General features: G+C 59.3%; 17 protein-coding genes and 1 tRNA gene. 9 read left to right on the top strand and 9 right to left on the bottom strand.

Annotated features, from left to right (window positions below; translation table 11 throughout):
* Positions 1-12 precede the first annotated feature (12 nt).
* The 9 genes from tolR to nadA all read left to right on the top strand — a co-directional run bounded on the left by tolR (position 13) and on the right by nadA (position 7212).
* Positions 13-465 carry a protein TolR gene (tolR, locus tag AB4N53_RS13325; protein WP_163012734.1) on the top strand — a complete coding sequence of 151 codons (453 nt, stop codon included), beginning with the start codon at positions 13-15 and terminating at the stop codon, positions 463-465.
* Positions 465-1541 (top strand): cell envelope integrity protein TolA, encoded by a 1077-nt coding sequence (gene tolA, locus AB4N53_RS13320; RefSeq protein ID WP_460120999.1) that lies wholly within the window; start codon positions 465-467, stop codon positions 1539-1541. The genes tolR and tolA overlap by 1 nt, the downstream gene beginning before the upstream one ends.
* A gap of 17 nt (positions 1542-1558) precedes the next feature.
* Positions 1559-2839, top strand: coding sequence for a Tol-Pal system beta propeller repeat protein TolB (tolB, locus tag AB4N53_RS13315; protein WP_082367955.1), 1281 nt, complete (start codon positions 1559-1561; stop codon positions 2837-2839).
* Between the two features lie 52 nt (positions 2840-2891).
* Positions 2892-3389, top strand: a complete 498-nt coding sequence (gene pal / locus AB4N53_RS13310) for a peptidoglycan-associated lipoprotein Pal (RefSeq protein WP_003178634.1) — start codon at positions 2892-2894, stop codon at positions 3387-3389.
* Positions 3390-3395: 6 nt separating this feature from the next.
* On the top strand, positions 3396-4232 hold the full coding sequence (gene ybgF / locus AB4N53_RS13305) for a tol-pal system protein YbgF (RefSeq protein ID WP_460120997.1): 837 nt from the start codon (positions 3396-3398) through the stop codon (positions 4230-4232).
* A 167-nt stretch (positions 4233-4399) separates the two neighbouring features.
* Positions 4400-5047, top strand: a complete 648-nt coding sequence (queE, locus tag AB4N53_RS13300) for a 7-carboxy-7-deazaguanine synthase QueE (protein ID WP_460120995.1) — start codon at positions 4400-4402, stop codon at positions 5045-5047.
* Between the two features lies 1 nt (position 5048).
* Positions 5049-5741, top strand: coding sequence for a 7-cyano-7-deazaguanine synthase QueC (gene queC / locus AB4N53_RS13295; protein WP_041479788.1), 693 nt, complete (start codon positions 5049-5051; stop codon positions 5739-5741).
* 63 nt (positions 5742-5804) lie between these two features.
* Positions 5805-5880: transfer RNA gene (locus tag AB4N53_RS13290), tRNA-Lys, on the top strand.
* 273 nt (positions 5881-6153) lie between these two features.
* Entirely contained in the window at positions 6154-7212 is a 1059-nt protein-coding gene (nadA, locus tag AB4N53_RS13285; protein ID WP_093098981.1) for a quinolinate synthase NadA, read from the top strand.
* Between the two features lie 133 nt (positions 7213-7345).
* On the opposite strand, the gene AB4N53_RS13280 is transcribed toward nadA, so the two are convergent.
* The 9 genes from AB4N53_RS13280 to arcC form a co-directional block, all read right to left on the bottom strand.
* Entirely contained in the window at positions 7346-7834 is a 489-nt protein-coding gene (locus tag AB4N53_RS13280) for an RDD family protein (protein ID WP_460120991.1), read from the bottom strand.
* A 97-nt stretch (positions 7835-7931) separates the two neighbouring features.
* The gene (locus AB4N53_RS13275) at positions 7932-8144 is read right to left on the bottom strand and encodes a cold-shock protein (protein ID WP_003227496.1); all 213 of its coding nucleotides are present in this window, start codon (positions 8142-8144) and stop codon (positions 7932-7934) included.
* Between the two features lie 403 nt (positions 8145-8547).
* A complete protein-coding gene (gene gcvT / locus AB4N53_RS13270; RefSeq protein WP_460120989.1) occupies positions 8548-9672 on the bottom strand; it encodes a glycine cleavage system aminomethyltransferase GcvT in 1125 nt (374 codons plus the stop codon).
* A 51-nt stretch (positions 9673-9723) separates the two neighbouring features.
* Complete coding sequence (locus AB4N53_RS13265; RefSeq protein ID WP_016773512.1) at positions 9724-11100, bottom strand: L-serine ammonia-lyase; 1377 nt, start codon at positions 11098-11100, stop codon at positions 9724-9726.
* A gap of 204 nt (positions 11101-11304) precedes the next feature.
* The gene (gene gcvP / locus AB4N53_RS13260; RefSeq protein ID WP_460120987.1) at positions 11305-14157 is read right to left on the bottom strand and encodes an aminomethyl-transferring glycine dehydrogenase; all 2853 of its coding nucleotides are present in this window, start codon (positions 14155-14157) and stop codon (positions 11305-11307) included.
* Positions 14158-14168: 11 nt separating this feature from the next.
* Positions 14169-14552, bottom strand: coding sequence for a glycine cleavage system protein GcvH (gene gcvH, locus AB4N53_RS13255; RefSeq protein WP_039758162.1), 384 nt, complete (start codon positions 14550-14552; stop codon positions 14169-14171).
* Positions 14553-14991: 439 nt separating this feature from the next.
* Complete coding sequence (locus AB4N53_RS13250) at positions 14992-16500, bottom strand: sigma-54-dependent transcriptional regulator (RefSeq protein WP_460120984.1); 1509 nt, start codon at positions 16498-16500, stop codon at positions 14992-14994.
* Positions 16501-16708: 208 nt separating this feature from the next.
* Complete coding sequence (locus tag AB4N53_RS13245) at positions 16709-17071, bottom strand: DUF5064 family protein (RefSeq protein WP_460120982.1); 363 nt, start codon at positions 17069-17071, stop codon at positions 16709-16711.
* 62 nt (positions 17072-17133) lie between these two features.
* Positions 17134-18063: a carbamate kinase gene (gene arcC / locus AB4N53_RS13240; RefSeq protein WP_016770621.1), complete on the bottom strand. Its 930-nt coding sequence runs from the start codon at positions 18061-18063 to the stop codon at positions 17134-17136.
* Positions 18064-18089 lie beyond the last annotated feature (26 nt).

Genomic DNA, 18089 nt, shown 5'->3' with positions numbered 1-18089 from the left:
CCGATGGCTTTAATCGCTCGAGCTCGCAAAAAGCGCAAGCCGGTCGCCGAGATGAACGTGGTGCCCTACATCGACGTGATGTTGGTGCTGCTGGTCATCTTCATGGTGACCGCGCCAATGCTCAATCAGGGCGTGAAAGTTGATCTGCCCAAGGTTTCCAGCGAAGCCTTGCCGCAGGACAACAACACCCAGGTCCTGACCATTTCGATCAAGGCTGACAAGACCTACTACTGGAACCTTGGCAGCGAAGTCGACACCGAGAAGCAACAGGACAGGGCCATGACCCTGCCGCAAATGACCGACGCGGTGACCAAGATCATTCGCACTGGCACTGAAAACGGCAAACGCACCCAGGTGTTCATTCGTGGCGACAAGACTGTCGACTACGGCGCCGTCATGGGTGCAATGGGCGGGTTGCAGAAAGCCGGGGTCGGTAACGTTGGTCTGATTACCGAGGCCCCCTGATGCAGCAACAGCGAGAGCCGTCCGCCTCGGAAAGCTACTTCTGGCCTAGTGTTCTGGCAATTGTCCTGCACGTGCTGGTGTTCGGCATGCTGTTCGTCAGTTTTGCCTTCACGCCCGAACTGCCGCCGGCCAAGCCGATCGTCCAGGCGACTCTGTACCAGCTGAAATCGAAAAGTCCGGCGACCACCCAGACCAATCAGAAGATTGCGGGTGAGGCGAAGAAAACTGCCGCGCGCCAGACTGAAGTCGAACAGCTCGAACAGAAGAAGATCGAGCAGGAAGCGGTGAAGGCGGCGGAACAAAAGAAAGAGGAAGCGGCTCAAAAGGCCGAGGAAGCCAAGAAGGCCGACGAGGCGAAAAAAGCGGACGAGGCGAAAAAGGCTGATGAAGCCAAGAAAGCCGACGACGCGAAGAAAGCCGAAGCGAAAAAGGCCGAAGAGAAACAATTGGCTGATATAGCCAAGAAGAAGGCTGAAGACGAAGCGAAAAAGGCTGCTGAAGAAGAGGCGAAGAAAGCCGCTGCTGAAGAAGCCAAGAAGAAGATCGTCGAAGACGCGAAGAAGAAAGCCGCCGAAGACGCCAAGAAGAAAGCTGAAGCTGAAGAGGCGAAGAAGAAAGTCGCCGAAGATGCGAAGAAAAAGGCTGCGGCTGACGCTGCCAAGAAAAAGGCCCAGGACGCAGCTCGTAAATCGGCTGAGGATAAAAAGGCCCAGGCATTGGCTGAGTTGCTTTCGGACAAGACGGATCGGGCAGCGACCAAGGCCGATGAACTTGGCGACAGCGTCGCGGGCGATTTCGATGATCTGATCAGGCTGCGTGTTTCGGAAGGCTGGAATCTTCCACCTTCGGCACGTAAAGGCATGAAGGTAGAGCTTCGAATCAGTATGTTGCCGGACGGTACCGTAACGGGCGCCACGGTCACGAAGTCCAGCGGCGATGCTTCGTTTGACGCTTCGGCGGTAGCTGCAGTCAAGAACATCGGGCGGTTGACGGAAATGCAGGGCTTGAGCCCTAGTGATTTTGCTCCGTATCGTTCATTCAAGATGACATTCAATCCTGAGGATTTAGGCTTGTGAGAAATATTCTTCGATCAATGCTGGTCGTTATCTGCTGTCTTGCAGGGATAGCGGTAGCAGACGAAAAGAACATCCTGATCAGCAGTGGCACTGACCGGGCAACTCCGATCGCCGTCGTACCGTTCGGCATGCAGGGCGGTGCCGTGCTACCGGATGACATGGCCGAAATCATCGGTAACGATTTGCGCAACTCGGGCTACTACGCGCCAATCCCCAAGCAAAACATGATCAGCCAGCCAAGCCAGCCGAGCGAAATCATCTTCCGTGACTGGAAGGCACTGGGCGCTCAATACGTAATGGTCGGCAGCATCGCTCCAGCCGGTGGTCGCTTGCAGGTGCAGTGGGCACTGTTCAACGTAGCCACCGAGCAGAAAGTGGCGGACGGCAGTGTTTCCGGCACGACCGACCAGATCCGTGACATGGCGCACTTCATCTCTGATCAGTCTTTCCAGAAGCTGACCGGTATTGACGGTGCCTTCTCGACACGTCTGCTGTACGTAACGGCCGAGCGTTTCTCCGAGAAGAACACGCGCTACACCCTGCAGCGCTCCGACTATGACGGCGCCCGCGCAGTGACTCTGCTGCAATCGCGCGAGCCGATTCTGTCGCCGCGTTTTGCACCGGATGGCAAGCGTATCGCCTACGTGTCGTTCGAGCAGAAGCGTCCGCGTATCTTCATGCAGAACATCGACACCGGTCGCCGTGAGCAGATCACCAACTTCGAAGGCCTCAACGGTGCGCCAGCCTGGTCGCCGGATGGCAATCGCCTGGCGTTCGTGCTGTCGAAAGACGGTAACCCGGATATCTACGTGATGAACCTCGGTTCGCGTCAGATCAGCCGCGTAACCAACGGTCAGGGCATCAATACCGAACCGTTCTGGGGCAAGGATGGCTCGACCATCTACTTCACCTCGGACCGTGGCGGCAAGCCGCAAATCTATAAAACCAGCGTCGGTGGCGGTGGTGCCGAGCGTGTGACGTTCGTGGGTAACTACAACGCCAACCCGAAACTGTCGGCTGATGAAAAGACTTTGGTGATGATCCATCGTCAGGATGGCTTCACCAATTTCAAGGTGGCAGCTCAGGATCTGCAGAGAGGTAGTGTAAAGATCCTCACTGATAGCACTCTGGACGAGTCACCTACTGTTGCGCCCAACGGCACCATGGTAATCTACGCCACCCGCCAACAGGGCCGGGGAGTCTTGATGCTCGTGTCCATTAATGGACGCGTGAGGCTCCCGCTTCCTACCGCTCAAGGCGAAGTCAGAGAACCGTCCTGGTCCCCTTACCTGAAGTGAGCGGGCGCTACACGTTTTACTTAACACACTGGGGTTCATTAGGAGTTTCACGATGGAAATGCTGAAGTTTGGTAAATTTGCTGCGCTGGCTCTGGCCATGGCTGTAGCTGTAGGTTGCTCGTCCAAAGGCGGCGACAACGCCGGTGAAGGCGCTGTTGATCCAAACGCTGGTTACGGCGCAAACACTGGTGCCGTTGACGGCTCCCTGAGCGAAGAAGCTGCTCTGCGCGCAATCACCACCTTCTACTTCGAATACGACAGCTCGGACCTGAAGCCAGAAGCCATGCGCGCTCTGGACGTTCACGCCAAAGACCTGAAAGCAAACGGCGCTCGCGTTGTTCTGGAAGGCAACACCGACGAACGTGGTACTCGTGAGTACAACATGGCACTGGGCGAGCGTCGTGCGAAAGCCGTTCAGCGCTACCTAGTACTGCAAGGTGTTTCCCCAGCTCAGCTGGAACTGGTTTCCTACGGCGAAGAGCGTCCAGTTGCTACCGGCAACGACGAGCAGTCCTGGGCCCAGAACCGTCGCGTCGAACTGCGTAAGTAATTCGATATGCGAACGTGCCGTCGTGCTGTAACTGTTCTGGCTCTCAGCCTCGCGCCGCTTGCGGCGTGGGCTGCGGTTCCTGTGGTCGATGACAACTCCGGTTATAACAATAGCGGGAGCAGTTATCCGCCTGCGGGTTACGGTACGAACGGCGCCTATGCCGGGGGAGCGGCTTCGGCCCCTGCCTCGGCACAAGGCATGCTGTTCAACCAATTGCAACAGATGCAGGATCAGATCTCGCGCCAACAGGGCGTGATCGAAGAACTGCAGAATCAGGTTGCGCGCATGAAGCAGGAATCCCTGGAGCGATACCAGGATCTTGATCGGCGCATAGGATCCGGCGTTGCACCAGCCGCGAGTCCCGAGAATTCTTCTGCCGGTGGCGATGCAAGTGCTGCCGGTGCTGCCGCAGGGGCGGGTGCTGCTGCGGCCGCCCAAGCCCCTGCTGCGGGTAGCGAACCGGCTGATCCGGCCAAGGAAAAGCTGTATTACGATGCCGCTTTCGACCTGATCAAAGCCAAGGATTTCGACAAGGCCAGTCAGGCCTTCGCCGCTTTCCTGCGCAAATACCCCAATAGCCAGTACGCGGGCAACGCCCAGTACTGGTTGGGCGAAGTGAACCTGGCCAAGGGTGATCTGCAAGGTGCAGGTCAGGCCTTTGCCAAGGTTTCGCAGCTGTATCCCAAGCACAACAAAGTGCCGGACTCGCTGTACAAGCTCGCTGACGTAGAGCGCCGCCTCGGTCACACCGACAAGGTCAAAGGCATTCTGCAGCAGGTGGTGTCCCAATATCCGGGCACTTCCGCCGCGCAGCTGGCCCAGCGTGATTTGCAGCGCATGTAAGCCGGTTCATCCGTGTTTTGAAGAAACCCGCGCTTGTCGCGGGTTTTTTCGTTAGAATTCACGCCCTTTTTCTGAAACACGCTTCTTGCGGTCTACGCGTTGGCGGGATTGCCTGAAGTGCCTGACGGAGGCGGACAGCCTGTTTAGCTGTTACGCCCGTGGCGACTATGCAAGACACATTGAGAATCACCGAAGTTTTCTACTCGTTGCAGGGGGAAACTCGGACTGCCGGGCTGCCTACGGTTTTCGTACGCCTGACCGGTTGCCCGTTGCGTTGCCAATATTGCGACAGTGCTTATGCATTCAGCGGCGGTACTGTCCGCACCCTCGACGACATCCTTGAGCAAGTGGCCGGATATCGTCCGCGCTACGTTTGTGTCACTGGCGGTGAGCCGTTGGCTCAGCCGAACGCCATCGCTTTGCTTGAACGGTTGTGTGATGCCGGTTACGAGGTTTCGCTGGAAACCAGCGGCGCCCTCGACGTATCCGCTGTCGATCCACGTGTCAGTCGCGTCGTCGATCTGAAAACGCCGGGCTCGAAAGAAGCCCACCGCAACCGTTACGAGAACATCGAACTGCTGACCCGCAACGATCAGGTGAAGTTTGTCATCTGCTCGCGGGAAGACTATGACTGGGCGGTATCGAAGCTGATCCAGTACGGGCTTGATCGACGTGCGGGCGAAGTGCTTTTCTCCCCAAGTCATCATGACCTCAATGCCAGGGATCTGGCGGATTGGGTGGTGGCAGACAACCTGCCAGTGCGGCTGCAACTGCAGTTGCATAAATATCTATGGAATGATGAGCCGGGGCGCTGAGATGATTGAACAACTGAACACTACCGAAAAACGTGCCGTTATCCTGCTTTCGGGCGGCCTCGACTCGGCCACCGTCGTGGCGATGGCACGCGCCGAAGGCTACGCCTGCTACACCATGAGCTTCGATTACGGCCAGCGGTCCCATGCCGAATTGCACGCCGCCGCCCGCGTCGCTCGCGATCTGGGTGTGGTCGAGCACAAGGTTATCGGGCTGAACCTCAATGGCATGGGCGGCTCGGCGCTGACTGACACCAGCATCGATATCCCGGAAGAATTGGGCGAAGGCATTCCGGTGACTTACGTACCGGCGCGTAACACCGTGTTCCTGTCGCTGGCATTGGGTTGGGCCGAAGTGCTCGGCGCCCGCGATATCTTCATCGGCGTCAACGCGGTGGATTATTCCGGCTATCCCGATTGCCGCCCTGAATTCATCGAGTCGTTCGAGCGCATGGCCAATCTGGCAACCAAGGCCGGCGTGGAAGGCAACGGCTTCCGCATCCAAGCGCCACTGCAGAACCTGAGCAAGGCGCAGATCGTCCAGGCTGGGGTGAAGCTCGGCGTGGATTATGGCCTCACGGTTTCCTGCTATCAGGCCGATGATGACGGCCGCGCCTGCGGCAAATGCGACAGCTGCCGCCTGCGTGCAGAAGGCTTCGCGGCGGCGGGTGTGAGCGATCCAACTCCTTATTTTTAATCTTTTTCAAAAAAGGTGTTGAATAGTCCTTAAAAATCAGTATTATACGCGCCACCACACAGCGGGTCGTTAGCTCAGTTGGTAGAGCAGTTGGCTTTTAACCAATTGGTCGTAGGTTCGAATCCCACACGACCCACCATATTTGGCGGTTTAGAAAATCCGGAAGGCCCACGAAAGTGAGGATTTCCGGGTTTTTTTTTTGCCTGCAATTCGGGCGTTCGATGTTTCAGTGCGGCCCTGCCTGACACAGGTCAGAATCATCTTTTGTATCAACGGGATATTCTGTAGCCTTGCGCAGCTTCAACGCTGTCCCGTGCCTGATGATACTCACTCTCCCGGCGGTACCCTCTAGCGGTCCGGAGCCGGGTGTATACTCGACTTTCGCGCGAATGCGCCTGCAGGTCTTGCGAACATGACGCAGATTTCCGAACGCCTTCTGGTTCAAGCTCACCTCGATGCCAAACAGCCCAAACCGCTGACGGCAGAGGAGGAGGCCTACTACCGTTCCGCCATCGCCGCCGAGCTCAAGGCTCAGGACGCGGTGCTCGTGGCTCACTTCTATTGCGATCCGGTGATTCAGGCTCTGGCCGAAGAAACCGGCGGCTGTGTTTCCGACTCCCTGGAAATGGCCCGCTTCGGTAATGCCCATCCGGCCAGGACCGTGGTGGTCGCCGGCGTGAAATTCATGGGCGAGACGGCAAAAATTCTCAACCCGGAAAAGCGCGTGCTGATGCCAACCCTGGAGGCGACCTGCTCGCTGGACCTGGGCTGCCCGGTCGACGAGTTCTCGGCATTCTGCGATCAGCATCCAGAGCGTACCGTAGTGGTTTACGCCAACACCTCGGCCGCAGTGAAAGCGCGGGCTGACTGGGTGGTGACTTCGAGCTGCGCACTGGAGATCGTCGAAAGCCTGATGGACAACGGCGAGACGATCATCTGGGGCCCGGACAAGCACCTGGGCACTTACATCCAGCGCAAGACCGGTGCAGACATGCTGCTTTGGGACGGCGCCTGTATCGTTCACGAAGAGTTCAAGTCCAAGCAGCTCGAGGACATGAAAGCGTTGTACCCGGATGCGGCGATTCTGGTCCATCCCGAGTCGCCGACTTCGGTGATCGAGCTGGCCGACGCCGTAGGTTCAACCAGTCAGTTGATCGCCGCCGCGCAAAGCTTGCCGAACAAGACGCTGATCGTCGCCACCGACCGGGGCATCTTCTACAAGATGCAGCAGCTGTGCCCGGACAAGGTCTTCATCGAAGCGCCAACGGCCGGTAATGGCGCGGCGTGCCGCAGTTGCGCGCACTGCCCATGGATGGCGATGAACACCCTTGAGCGCACGCTCAAGAGCTTGAAGGAAGGCACCAACGAGATCTTTGTCGATCCGGCGCTGATTCCCCAGGCGATCCGCCCGTTGAAGCGCATGCTGGACTTCACCCAGGCGGCACGGATGAAGCTGGCGGGTAACGCCTGATTTTCAGGCAACGCAAATCAAATGTGGGAGCGGGCTTGCTCGCGAAAGCGGTGTATCAGTCACCATTGAAATTGACTGATACGACGCCTTCGCGAGCAAGCCCGCTCCCACATTGGTATTCGGTGTCGGGAAATTATTTGCTCTTCTTCGGGATCCGCACCACGCGTGTATCCGAATAGATGTCATGCCAGGTGCGCTTCTGCTTGTCGAGCAATGACCATAAGAAACCCAGCCCGATACACAGCCATGACGCGATCGACACCATAAAGCGCAACAGCGCCTGCCACAGGCTGATGGCCGTGCCGTCGGTGTTCTGCACGCGAATGCCCCACACCTGCATGCCGAGTGTCTGCCCGCCATGGGTCCAGAACTTGGCGAAAAAGCCGAACAACACTAACAGCAGCACCGTGGAATAGAGTGGATCGCCATCGAGCTGGCCGGCATCGGTCATTGCCCGCAGACGTTCTTCGCCGACAATGGCGGCCTGGATCAGCTTGTAGATGAATCCGGTGACGATCAGCAGGGCGGTGCACAGCAGGAAGTCGTAGAACATTGCCGCCAGACGACGACCGAGAGCAACGGGAGGAAAGTCCCCTTGCGGCGTGAGCAGGTGTTTCGACATGGCAGCCTCGGGACGCGAATGGAAGCGCCATTTTACGGATTGGCGCGCACAAAAAAGCCCCTGATATCAATATCAGGGGCTTTTTCGTATCAGAAGATCAGGCTTCTGCTTGTACTTCGTCAGCCTGCATGCCTTTCTGGCCTTGCACAGCAACGAAAGTCACTTTCTGACCTTCTTTCAGGCTTTTGAAGCCGTTGCCCTGAATGGCGCGGAAATGTACGAACAGATCCGGACCGCTTTCTGGAGTGATAAAACCAAAACCTTTCTCGTCGTTAAACCACTTGACGGTACCGCTCTGACGTGTGGACATTTCTTATTTCCTTTGACGCATAAATTGATGACAGCCCCTTTCACATGAAAGAGTACTGGAGCTGGTTGCAAGGAGTAAGAAGACGTCGAGCGGGATGTAGCTAACTTGTAGGCTACTGCCCAGGTCACGATTCCAAGCTGACCCATGCAAACACAGTGGACAAACTCTACGCCAACTACGGGAGAAAAAACAAGCCCCGCGAAGGCCCCGGTTTTACTGCCCTTCATGGCAGTTCGTCAGTTAACTAGTTGAGTCTTAGACGATTGCCTGGTTGTATTTTCAGCAAACGTTATAAGCAACGTTCATATCCGAAAAAGATGTTAAAAAACGCACTGTTTTATGGCGATTGCGTTACACATTAGTGCACGCATAACGCAATCGCGTTACTTATAGAAACAGTCGATCAACCACGATAGTAGCGTTGTGGAACAAATGGCATTTTGCTTACAAGCATTTGCACCTTTTTCCCACGGACGATGGCCCACACGGGCGTGTCTAGAGCAACGTAGGCGCTGTCGAGGTAACCCATTGCCAATGGCCCGCCCAAAGTCGGACCGAAGCCACCGCTGCAGACGCTACCGATGATCTCGCCGGCCTCGTTGACGATCTCTGCGCCTTCACGCACCGGGGTGCGTTCCTGGGGCAGCAGGCCAACGCGTTTGCGTGCGACACCGTTTTGTTGTTGCGCGAAGATTTGCTCTGCCCCCGGGAAACCGCCGGCCCGTGCGCCGTCGGCGCGGCGTGGCTTGGACATCGCCCAGAGCAGGCTGGCTTCAATGGGTGTGGTCTCGGTGTTCATGTCGTGGCCGTACAGGCACAGGCCGGCTTCCAGGCGCAGCGAATCACGGGCGCCGAGGCCAATGGCCTGGACCTCTGGTTCGGCGAGCAGGGCGCGGGCGAGTTTTTCCGCTTCAGCGGCCGGTACCGAAATTTCGAAACCGTCTTCACCGGTGTAGCCCGAACGGCTGACAAAGCAGTCCACGCCCAGTAACGATACGCGGTTTAATTGCATGAAAGTCATCTTCGCCACATCCGGAGTAAGACGCGCCAGCACCGTGACGGCTGCCGGGCCTTGCAGGGCGAGCAGGGCGCGCTCTTCGAACAGCGCCGTAATGGTGCACTGATCGCCGATGTGTTTTTGCAGGTGCGCGAGATCCTGATCCTTGCAAGCGGCGTTGACCACCAGGAACAGTTCGTCGTTGCCAAGGTTGGCAACCATCAGGTCATCGAGGATGCCGCCGCTTTCGTTGGTGAACATCGCATAACGCTGCATGCCCACCGGCAGGTCGATGATGTCCACCGGCACCAGGGTTTCCAGGGCTTTGGCAGCATTGGCGCCGGTCAGGCGAATCTGGCCCATGTGCGAGACGTCGAACAACCCGGCTTGCTCACGGGTGTGCTGGTGTTCTTTCATCACGCCCAGCGGGTATTGCACGGGCATGTCGTAGCCGGCGAACGGCACCATGCGCGCGCCAAGTTCGAGGTGCAGCGCGTGCAGCGGGGTTTTCGACAGTTGTTCTGTGGACATGCGGAACTCCTTGATTCAAACCAACCCTCTCCCGCAGGAAGAGGGGGCTAATTAGCATTCGATAATGTTGACTGCCAAACCGCCGCGGGCGGTTTCCTTGTATTTGCTTTTCATGTCGGCGCCGGTCTGGCGCATGGTGCGGATGACTTTGTCGAGGGAGACGAAATGCTGACCGTCGCCACGCATGGCCATGCGCACCGCGTTGATCGCTTTCACCGAGCCCATCGCATTGCGCTCGATGCACGGCACCTGCACCAGGCCCCCAATCGGATCGCAGGTCAGGCCGAGGTTGTGTTCCATGCCGATTTCCGCAGCGTTCTCCACTTGCTGCACGCTGCCGCCGAGTACCTCGCACAGAGCGCCGGCGGCCATCGAACAGGCCACGCCGACTTCACCCTGACAACCGACTTCGGCGCCGGAGATCGAAGCGTTTTCCTTGTAAAGAATGCCGATGGCCGCAGCGGTCAGCAGAAAACGCACGACGCCGTCGTCATTCGCCCCGGGGATAAAGCGCATGTAGTAATGCAGCACCGCCGGAATGATCCCCGCCGCGCCATTGGTGGGCGCAGTGACCACGCGTCCGCCGTTGGCGTTTTCTTCGTTGACCGCCAGTGCATAAAGGTTGACCCAATCGAGCACCGACAGCGGATCGCGCAGGGCTGATTCGGGGTTCTTGCACAATTGCCGATGCAGCGCCGCCGCCCGGCGCTTGACCTTCAAACCGCCCGGCAAAATGCCTTCGTTACGACAGCCAGCGGCGACGCAGTCCTGCATCACTTGCCAGATCTTCAGCAGGCCGGCACGGGTCTCGGCTTCCGGACGCCAGGCGCTTTCGTTGGTCAGCATCACTTGGCTGATCGACAGCCCATAGGTGGCGCAATGACCGAGCAAATCCTTGGCACTTTTGAACGGGAAGGTCAGTGGCGTGGCGTCTTCGACGATGCGATCGGCACCGGCGGCATCTTCATCGACAACGAAACCACCGCCGACCGAATAGTACTCGCGACTGCGGATCTGAATCCCCGCCGCATCGAAGGCGCGAAAGATCATGCCGTTGGGGTGATAGGCCAACGGTTTGCGGATCATCGCCAGGTGTTCTTTCTCGTTGAACGCAATGCTGTGTTCACCGAGCAGGTTCAGTCGTCCGTTGCCGCGAATTTCCTGCAGGCGGGCGGCGACGGTTTCGGTGTCGACGGTATCTGGATGTTCACCTTCGAGGCCGAGCAGCACGGCTTTGTCGCTGCCGTGGCCTTTGCCCGTCGCGCCGAGCGAACCGTACAGCTCGACCCGCACGCTGGCGGTGCTGGTCAACAGGTTTTCACGGCGCAAACCTTCGGCGAAACGCGCAGCCGCGCGCATCGGGCCGACGGTGTGGGAACTGGAGGGACCGATGCCAATCTTGAACAGGTCGAACACGCTTAACGACATGAGTGGTTCTCCGGTTTCTTGTTATAGGGATTGGCACAGTTTGAGATCGGTGCAGATCCCTTGTGGGAGCGAGCCTGCTCGCGAAAGCGTCGGATCAGCCACCATTTACGCTGGCTGAAATGGCGACTTCGCGAGCAGGCTCGCTCCCACAGGGAGATCTAGGGTGTTGCTGAAATCGGGGCCGATATTCAGCCCCTCATTCCATTAAGCATAGCTTTCGATCGACGGGCAGGCGCACACCAGGTTGCGGTCGCCGAAGACGTTGTCGACACGGCCGACCGGCGGCCAGTATTTGCCTTCGATCAGCGACGCGACCGGATACACCGCTTGCTCGCGGCTGTACGGGTGGGTCCATTCGCCAACCAGTTCCGCTGCGGTGTGCGGGGCGTTTTTCAGTGGGTTGTCTTCCTTGTCCAGCGTGCCGTTTTCGACTGCGCGGATTTCTTCGCGGATGCGGATCATGGCGTCGCAGAAGCGGTCCAGTTCTTCCTTGGATTCGCTTTCGGTCGGCTCAATCATCAATGTGCCGGCGACCGGGAACGACATGGTCGGGGCGTGGAAGCCGAAGTCGATCAGGCGCTTGGCGACGTCATCGACGCTGATGCCGCTGCTGTCTTTCAACGGACGCAGATCGAGGATGCACTCGTGCGCCACCAGACCGTTGCTGCCGGTGTACAGCACTGGATAGTGCTCTTCCAGACGACGGGAAATGTAGTTGGCGTTGAGAATCGCCAGCTGCGAAGCGCGCTTCAAGCCAGCGCCACCCATCATGCGAATGTACATCCAGGTGATCGGCAGAATGCTCGCGCTGCCGAATGGTGCCGCGCAGACCGCGCCTTCCTTGCGTTCCATCTGGCCGTGGCCGGGCAGGAACGGGGTCAGGTGCGATTTGACGCCGATCGGGCCAACGCCCGGGCCGCCACCGCCGTGAGGGATGCAGAAGGTTTTGTGCAGGTTCAGGTGCGAAACGTCGCCGCCGAACTTGCCCGGTGCGCAGAGGCCGACCATGGCGTTCATGTTGGCGCCGTCGATATACACCTGGCCGCCGTTGTCGTGAATGATCGCGCAGATCTCGCGGATGCCTTCTTCGAACACGCCGTGGGTCGACGGGTAGGTGATCATCAGCGCGGCGAGGTGCTCGCGGTGCTCGATGGCTTTGGCGCGCAGGTCTTCGATGTCGACGTTGCCGCGGGCATCGCACGCGGTGACGACCACGCGCATACCGGCCATTTGTGCGGTGGCCGGGTTGGTGCCGTGGGCCGACGACGGGATCAGGCAGATGTCGCGGCGCTCGTCGCCACGGCTCTGGTGGTAGGCGCGAATCGCCAGGAGACCTGCGTATTCACCTTGCGAACCAGCGTTCGGTTGCAGCGAGATCGAGTCATAACCGGTGGCGGCGCAGAGCATCGCTTCCAGCTCATCGGTCAGTTGCTGGTAACCGGCGCTTTGTGCGGCCGGGGCGAACGGGTGCAGTGCACCGAATTCGGCCCAGGTCACCGGGATCATTTCGCTGGCGGCGTTGAGTTTCATGGTGCACGAGCCCAGCGGGATCATGGTGCGATCCAGCGCCAGGTCCTTGTCCGCCAGTTTGCGCAGGTAGCGCATCAGCTCGGTTTCCGAGTGATAACGGTTGAACACCGGGTGGCTGAGGATCGGCGACTGGCGCACCAGCGCAGCAGGGATGGTGCTCTGCACCGAGGCGGCCAGCGCAGCGAAGTCCGGCAGGGTCTTGCCGTCGGCGAACAGGCCCCACAGGGTTTCGATGTCAGTTTGAGTAGTGGTTTCGTCGACCGACAGGCCCAGACGTTCAGCGTCGATGACGCGCAGGTTGATCTGCGCAGCGTGCGCCTTGTCGTGCAGCGCGGCGGTGTGTGCGCCGGTGGCGACGGTCAGGGTGTCGAAGAAACTGGTTTGCTCGACTTGAGCGCCCAGCGCGGTCAGGCCCTTGGCCAGAATCGCGGTCAGGTGATGCACGCGGTTGGCGATCTGGGTCAGACCTTTCGGACCGTGGTAGACGGCGTACATGCTGGCAATGTTGGCCAGCAGCACTTGGGCGGTGCAGATGTTCGACGTGGCCTTTTCGCGGCGGATGTGTTGCTCGCGGGTCTGCATCGCCAGACGCAGCGCCGGTTTGCCGAAACGGTCAACCGACACGCCGACCAGACGGCCCGGCATGTCACGCTTGAATGCATCTTTAGTGGAGAAATAAGCGGCGTGCGGGCCACCGAAGCCCAGCGGTACGCCGAAGCGTTGCGCCGAACCAATCGCTACGTCGGCGCCGAATTCGCCCGGTGCGGTCAGCAGCGTCAGGGCCAGCAGGTCAGCGGCCACGGCCACCAGAGCGTTGGCGGCGTGGAAGCGCTCGGTCAGCTCTCGATAGTCGAACACATCACCGTTGCTCGCCGGGTATTGCAGCAGCGCGCCGAAGAATGGCGTGACGTCAGTCAGTTCGCGCTCATCGCCCACGACCACGTCAATACCGAGCGGCTCGGCACGAGTGCGCAGGACGTCTAGGGTCTGCGGATGGCTGTGGATCGAGGCGAAGAACTGGTGGCTGCCCTTGTTCTTGCTCAGGCGTTTGCAGAAGGTCATGGCTTCGGCAGCGGCGGTGGCTTCGTCAAGCAGGGAGGCGTTGGCGATCGGCAGGCCGGTGAGGTCGCTGATCAGGGTCTGGAAGTTCAGCAGCGCTTCGAGACGGCCCTGGGAAATTTCTGGCTGGTACGGAGTGTAAGCGGTGTACCAGGCCGGATTTTCCAGCAGGTTGCGCAGGATCGGCGACGGCGTGTGGCAGTTGTAGTAGCCCTGGCCGATGTAGGTCTTGAACAACTGATTCTTGCCGGCGATGGCTTTGATCATCGCCAGGGCGTCGGCTTCGCTGAGGCCGTCGTCCATGCCGAGCACGCTGGTGCCCTTGATACTTTCCGGGATGACGCTGGCGCTCAGGGCTTCGAGCGAGTCGAAACCGAGGCTGTTGAGCATGGCTTGCTCGTCACCGGCGCGCGGGCCGATGTGACGGGCGATGAATTCGTTGGCGGTGCCGAGATTGATGGCGGTCATGGCGTAATTCCTCAGGCTTCGGCTTGGGCTTTGATCAGACGGTCGTAAGCATCCTGATCGAGCAGTTTGCCGACAGCGGCGGCGTCGCTTGGCTGAAAGCGGAAGAACCAGCCTTCGCCCAGCGGATCTTCGTTGACCAGCTCAGGAGCGTCTTGCAGTGCCGGGTTGACTTCCAGCACGTCGCCATCGAGCGGCATGTACACGCCGCTGGCGGCTTTCACCGATTCCACGGTGGCGGCTTCAGCGCCTTTTTCGTAAGCCTGCAGCTCAGGCAGTTGCACGAACACCACGTCGCCCAGGGCGTTCTGCGCGAAAGCGGTGATGCCGACAGTGACACTGCCGTCGGCTTCGGTGCGCAGCCATTCGTGATCTTCAGTAAAACGCAACTCGCTCATGGAAACTCCTCAGGGGCCAGACTCGTCTGGTGGACGCGGTGGAAAGCTTGGGGCGTGGAAGCCCTTTTTAGATGAAGAGTGGAGTAGCAAGAATGCGGCCAAGGTTGATTTAGCTATATAAATCAACGGCTTGCTTGTTTTTGGCGTTTATTGGGATGTTGCTGTTGTAGCGAAATCGCTACAGCTTGGGGCGAGGAGAAAAGCTGAACGGGATCAAAGCGTTGCGCAGCGCAGGTCATAGGCGGGTGTAGCGATATCGTTCCGCTGTAGCGCTTTCGGTACAGGTGGAGGTCGTTTTTAGGCGGGCAATATCATTCCTGAATTGAAAACCCGGACTGCAGGAGCTGCCGAAGGCTGCGATCTTTTGATCTTGATCTCTAAAAACAAAATCAAAAGATCGCAGCCTTCGGCAGCTCCTACAGGGATATCGATGATGATCTCAAGGTTTATTGGGAATGCCGTACTTGCGCAATCGGTGGGCGATGGCAGTGTGCGAGGTTTGCAGGCGGCTCGCCAATTGCCGGGTCGAGGGGTAGCTGACGTAGAGCTTTTCCAGCAGTTCTCTCTCGAACGATTCGACCGCTTGTTCGAGGCTGTCGACGTCGGTATCGGCCTGGCGCGCCATCGAAGTGCCGGCGATGTCGAGGTCGCCGATATCGACCAGGCTGCTCTCGCAAATCGCCGCTGCGCGGAAAATCACGTTCTGCAATTGCCGCACGTTGCCCGGCCAGCGATTGCCGAGCAGCGCGGGGTAAGTTCCCGGCGCGAGGCGGCAGACCGGGCGCTGGATCTGCGCACAGGCCTGCTGCATGAAGTAGCGCGCCAGCAACAGAATGTCCTGACCGCGTTCGCGCAGCGGCGGCACTTCGACGTTGAGCACGTTGAGGCGATAGAACAGGTCTTCGCGGAACAGGCCTTCGCTGACCATTTTTTCCAGGTCGCGGTGGGTCGCGCTGAGGATGCGCACGTTGACCTTCACTTCACGATCACCACCGACGCGGCGGAAGCTGCCGTCGTTGAGAAAACGCAGAAGTTTGGCCTGCAAGTACGGCGACATCTCGCCGATTTCATCGAGAAACACCGTGCCCTGGTTGGCCAGTTCCATCAGCCCCGGCTTACCGCCACGCGCCGCGCCAGTGAAGGCGCCGGGGGCGTAGCCGAACAGTTCGCTTTCGGCGAGGTTTTCCGGTAGCGCCGCGCAGTTCAACGCCAGAAAAGGAGCGCTGTGCCGCGCACTGATCGCATGGCAGGCACGGGCCACCAGTTCTTTACCGGTACCGGTTTCGCCCTGAATCAACAACGGTGCATCAAGGGCGGCGACCCGTTGCGCACGGGCTTTGAGCGTGCGGATCGCCGGAGACTCGCCGAGCAGCGCGTCGAAGCCTTCGGCGTGATCGTGATGCAGTGCCGAGAGCTGCTCGCCGATGCGGTTCGGTTGATAGAGGGTCAGCAGGGCGCCGGCGTCGGTGATCGGCGTGGCGTCGAGCAACAGTGTCTGGCCGTTGACGGTGATCTCGCGCAGCGGCAGGCGAAAGCCGTTTTCCAGCAGGGTGTCGAGCAGACCAGGATCGTTGAACAGCGCCGAGACACTTTCGCCGGCCGGTTCGCGACCGTACAGGGCAATCAACGCCGGGTTCGCCAGCAGCACCTTGCCGGCGCTGTCGAGGGCCAGCACCGGGTCGGTCATCGCCGCGAGCAGGGCATCAAGCTGCAAGTGCCGGCGCTGGCCGGGCAGGATATCGACCACGGTCACCGCTTCCACGCCGAGTACGCGAAACAGCGCATCCTTGAGTTCTTCGAGTACTTGCGGGCTGAGGGTCGGCGCGTCGATGTAGACGTTCGGCGGGATCATCTCCACCGCATCCAGATTGAGATTGCGCCCACCGAGGATAGCCAGGACTTCCTGGGTGATGCCGACGCGGTCGATGAAGCTGACGTGGATACGCATGGGGCGGTTCAGTGATCTGCAAAGCGGAGGGGGGCAAGTATGCCTTGGGGCGGGCTAATGATGAAATCTGCGCCGACTTTCGTCACGACACAGACCCGGTGGGAGCGAGCCTGCTCGCGAAAGCGGTGTGTCAGACAAGGCGATATTGCCTGATAGAAGGCTTTCGCGAGCAGGCTCGCTCCCACAGGGGGAATGTGGTGGATTCGGGTTATTCGAAATGCTCGGGATTGACCGGATCCCCGGACTGCATATTCAACTTCTGCCGAATGTCTTCAAACATCAGGTCGTAATGCTTGTGCACCGAGCCGATCTGGCTGTGGGTCTTGGGGATGCCGTATTTCTCGGCGATCCGGGTGACGTCGCGGGCAAAGTTGTAGGCTTCTTCCTTGGGCAGGAAAAACATCTCCTTCACGTCCTTGCCTTGCATGCTGCCGTGCAGGGTGAACTGAATCCCTTTGCCTTTCTGCGGGTCGGTGAACACTTCATAGTCGAGGCAGACGTTGTAATTGACGTCATCGTCGGTCAACGCGTGTCGCTCGATATGCAGATGACCGGGTTCGAATTGGGCCATTGAGCTACTCCTTTGAAGGCATGGGCGCGGGGCAGGCATTGAGTCTGCCCCGGCATTTATTGTTATCGGTAGCTGATCCCCGGCTTCGCCGTGCTGACCCGCGTACCGGCGGTGCCCTGGACGATGGCTTCGATATCGGCCAGCGAACCGATCACCGCGACCTTGCCAGTATGGCGCGCGAATTCACAGGCTGCCTGCACCTTCGGTCCCATGGAACCGGCGGCGAACCCGAGGCGTTCGAGCTCGTCCGGGTGGGCTTCGGCGATGGCTTTCTGCGTCGGCTTGCCGTAGTCGATGAACGCCGCGTTGACGTCGGTGGCGATCACCAGCAGGTCGGCTTCCAGTTGCTCGGCGAGCAACGACGAACACAGGTCCTTGTCGATCACCGCCTCAATGCCTTTGAGGTTGCGCTGCTCGTCGTACATGGTCGGAATCCCGCCACCACCAGCGCAGATCACGATGCTACCCTTGTCCAGCAGCCACTTGATCGGGCGGATTTCGAAGATGCGTTTCGGCCGTGGACTGGCGACGACGCGGCGGAATTTGTCGCCATCGGCAGCAATTGCCCAGCCTTTCTCGGCGGCGAGTTTTTCCGCTTCGGCTTTCTCGTAAACCGGGCCGATCGGCTTGGTCGGGTTCTTGAAGGCCGGGTCGTTGGCGTCGACTTCGACTTGGGTCAGGAGGGTGGCGAACGGCACTTCGAAGTCGAGCAGATTGCCCAGTTCCTGTTCGATGATGTAGCCGATCATGCCTTCGGTTTCGGCGCCGAGCACGTCCAGCGGGTATGGGGTGACGGAGGTGTACGCCGCCGCTTGCAGCGACAGCAGGCCGACTTGCGGGCCATTGCCGTGGGCGATGACCAGTTGGTTGCCGGGGTGGATCTTGGCGATTTGCTCGGTGGCGATGCGGATGTTGGCGCGCTGATTGTCAGCGGTCATCGGCTCACCACGGCGGAGCAGGGCGTTACCGCCCAAGGCTACGACGATACGCATGGTGCATGTCCTTCTGTGCAGAGGAA

The sequence above is a fragment of the Pseudomonas sp. H3_E04 genome, from assembly GCF_054668915.1.
The sequence above is the reverse complement of the archived record's forward strand: the minus strand, read 5'-3'. Positions and strand labels throughout refer to the sequence as shown.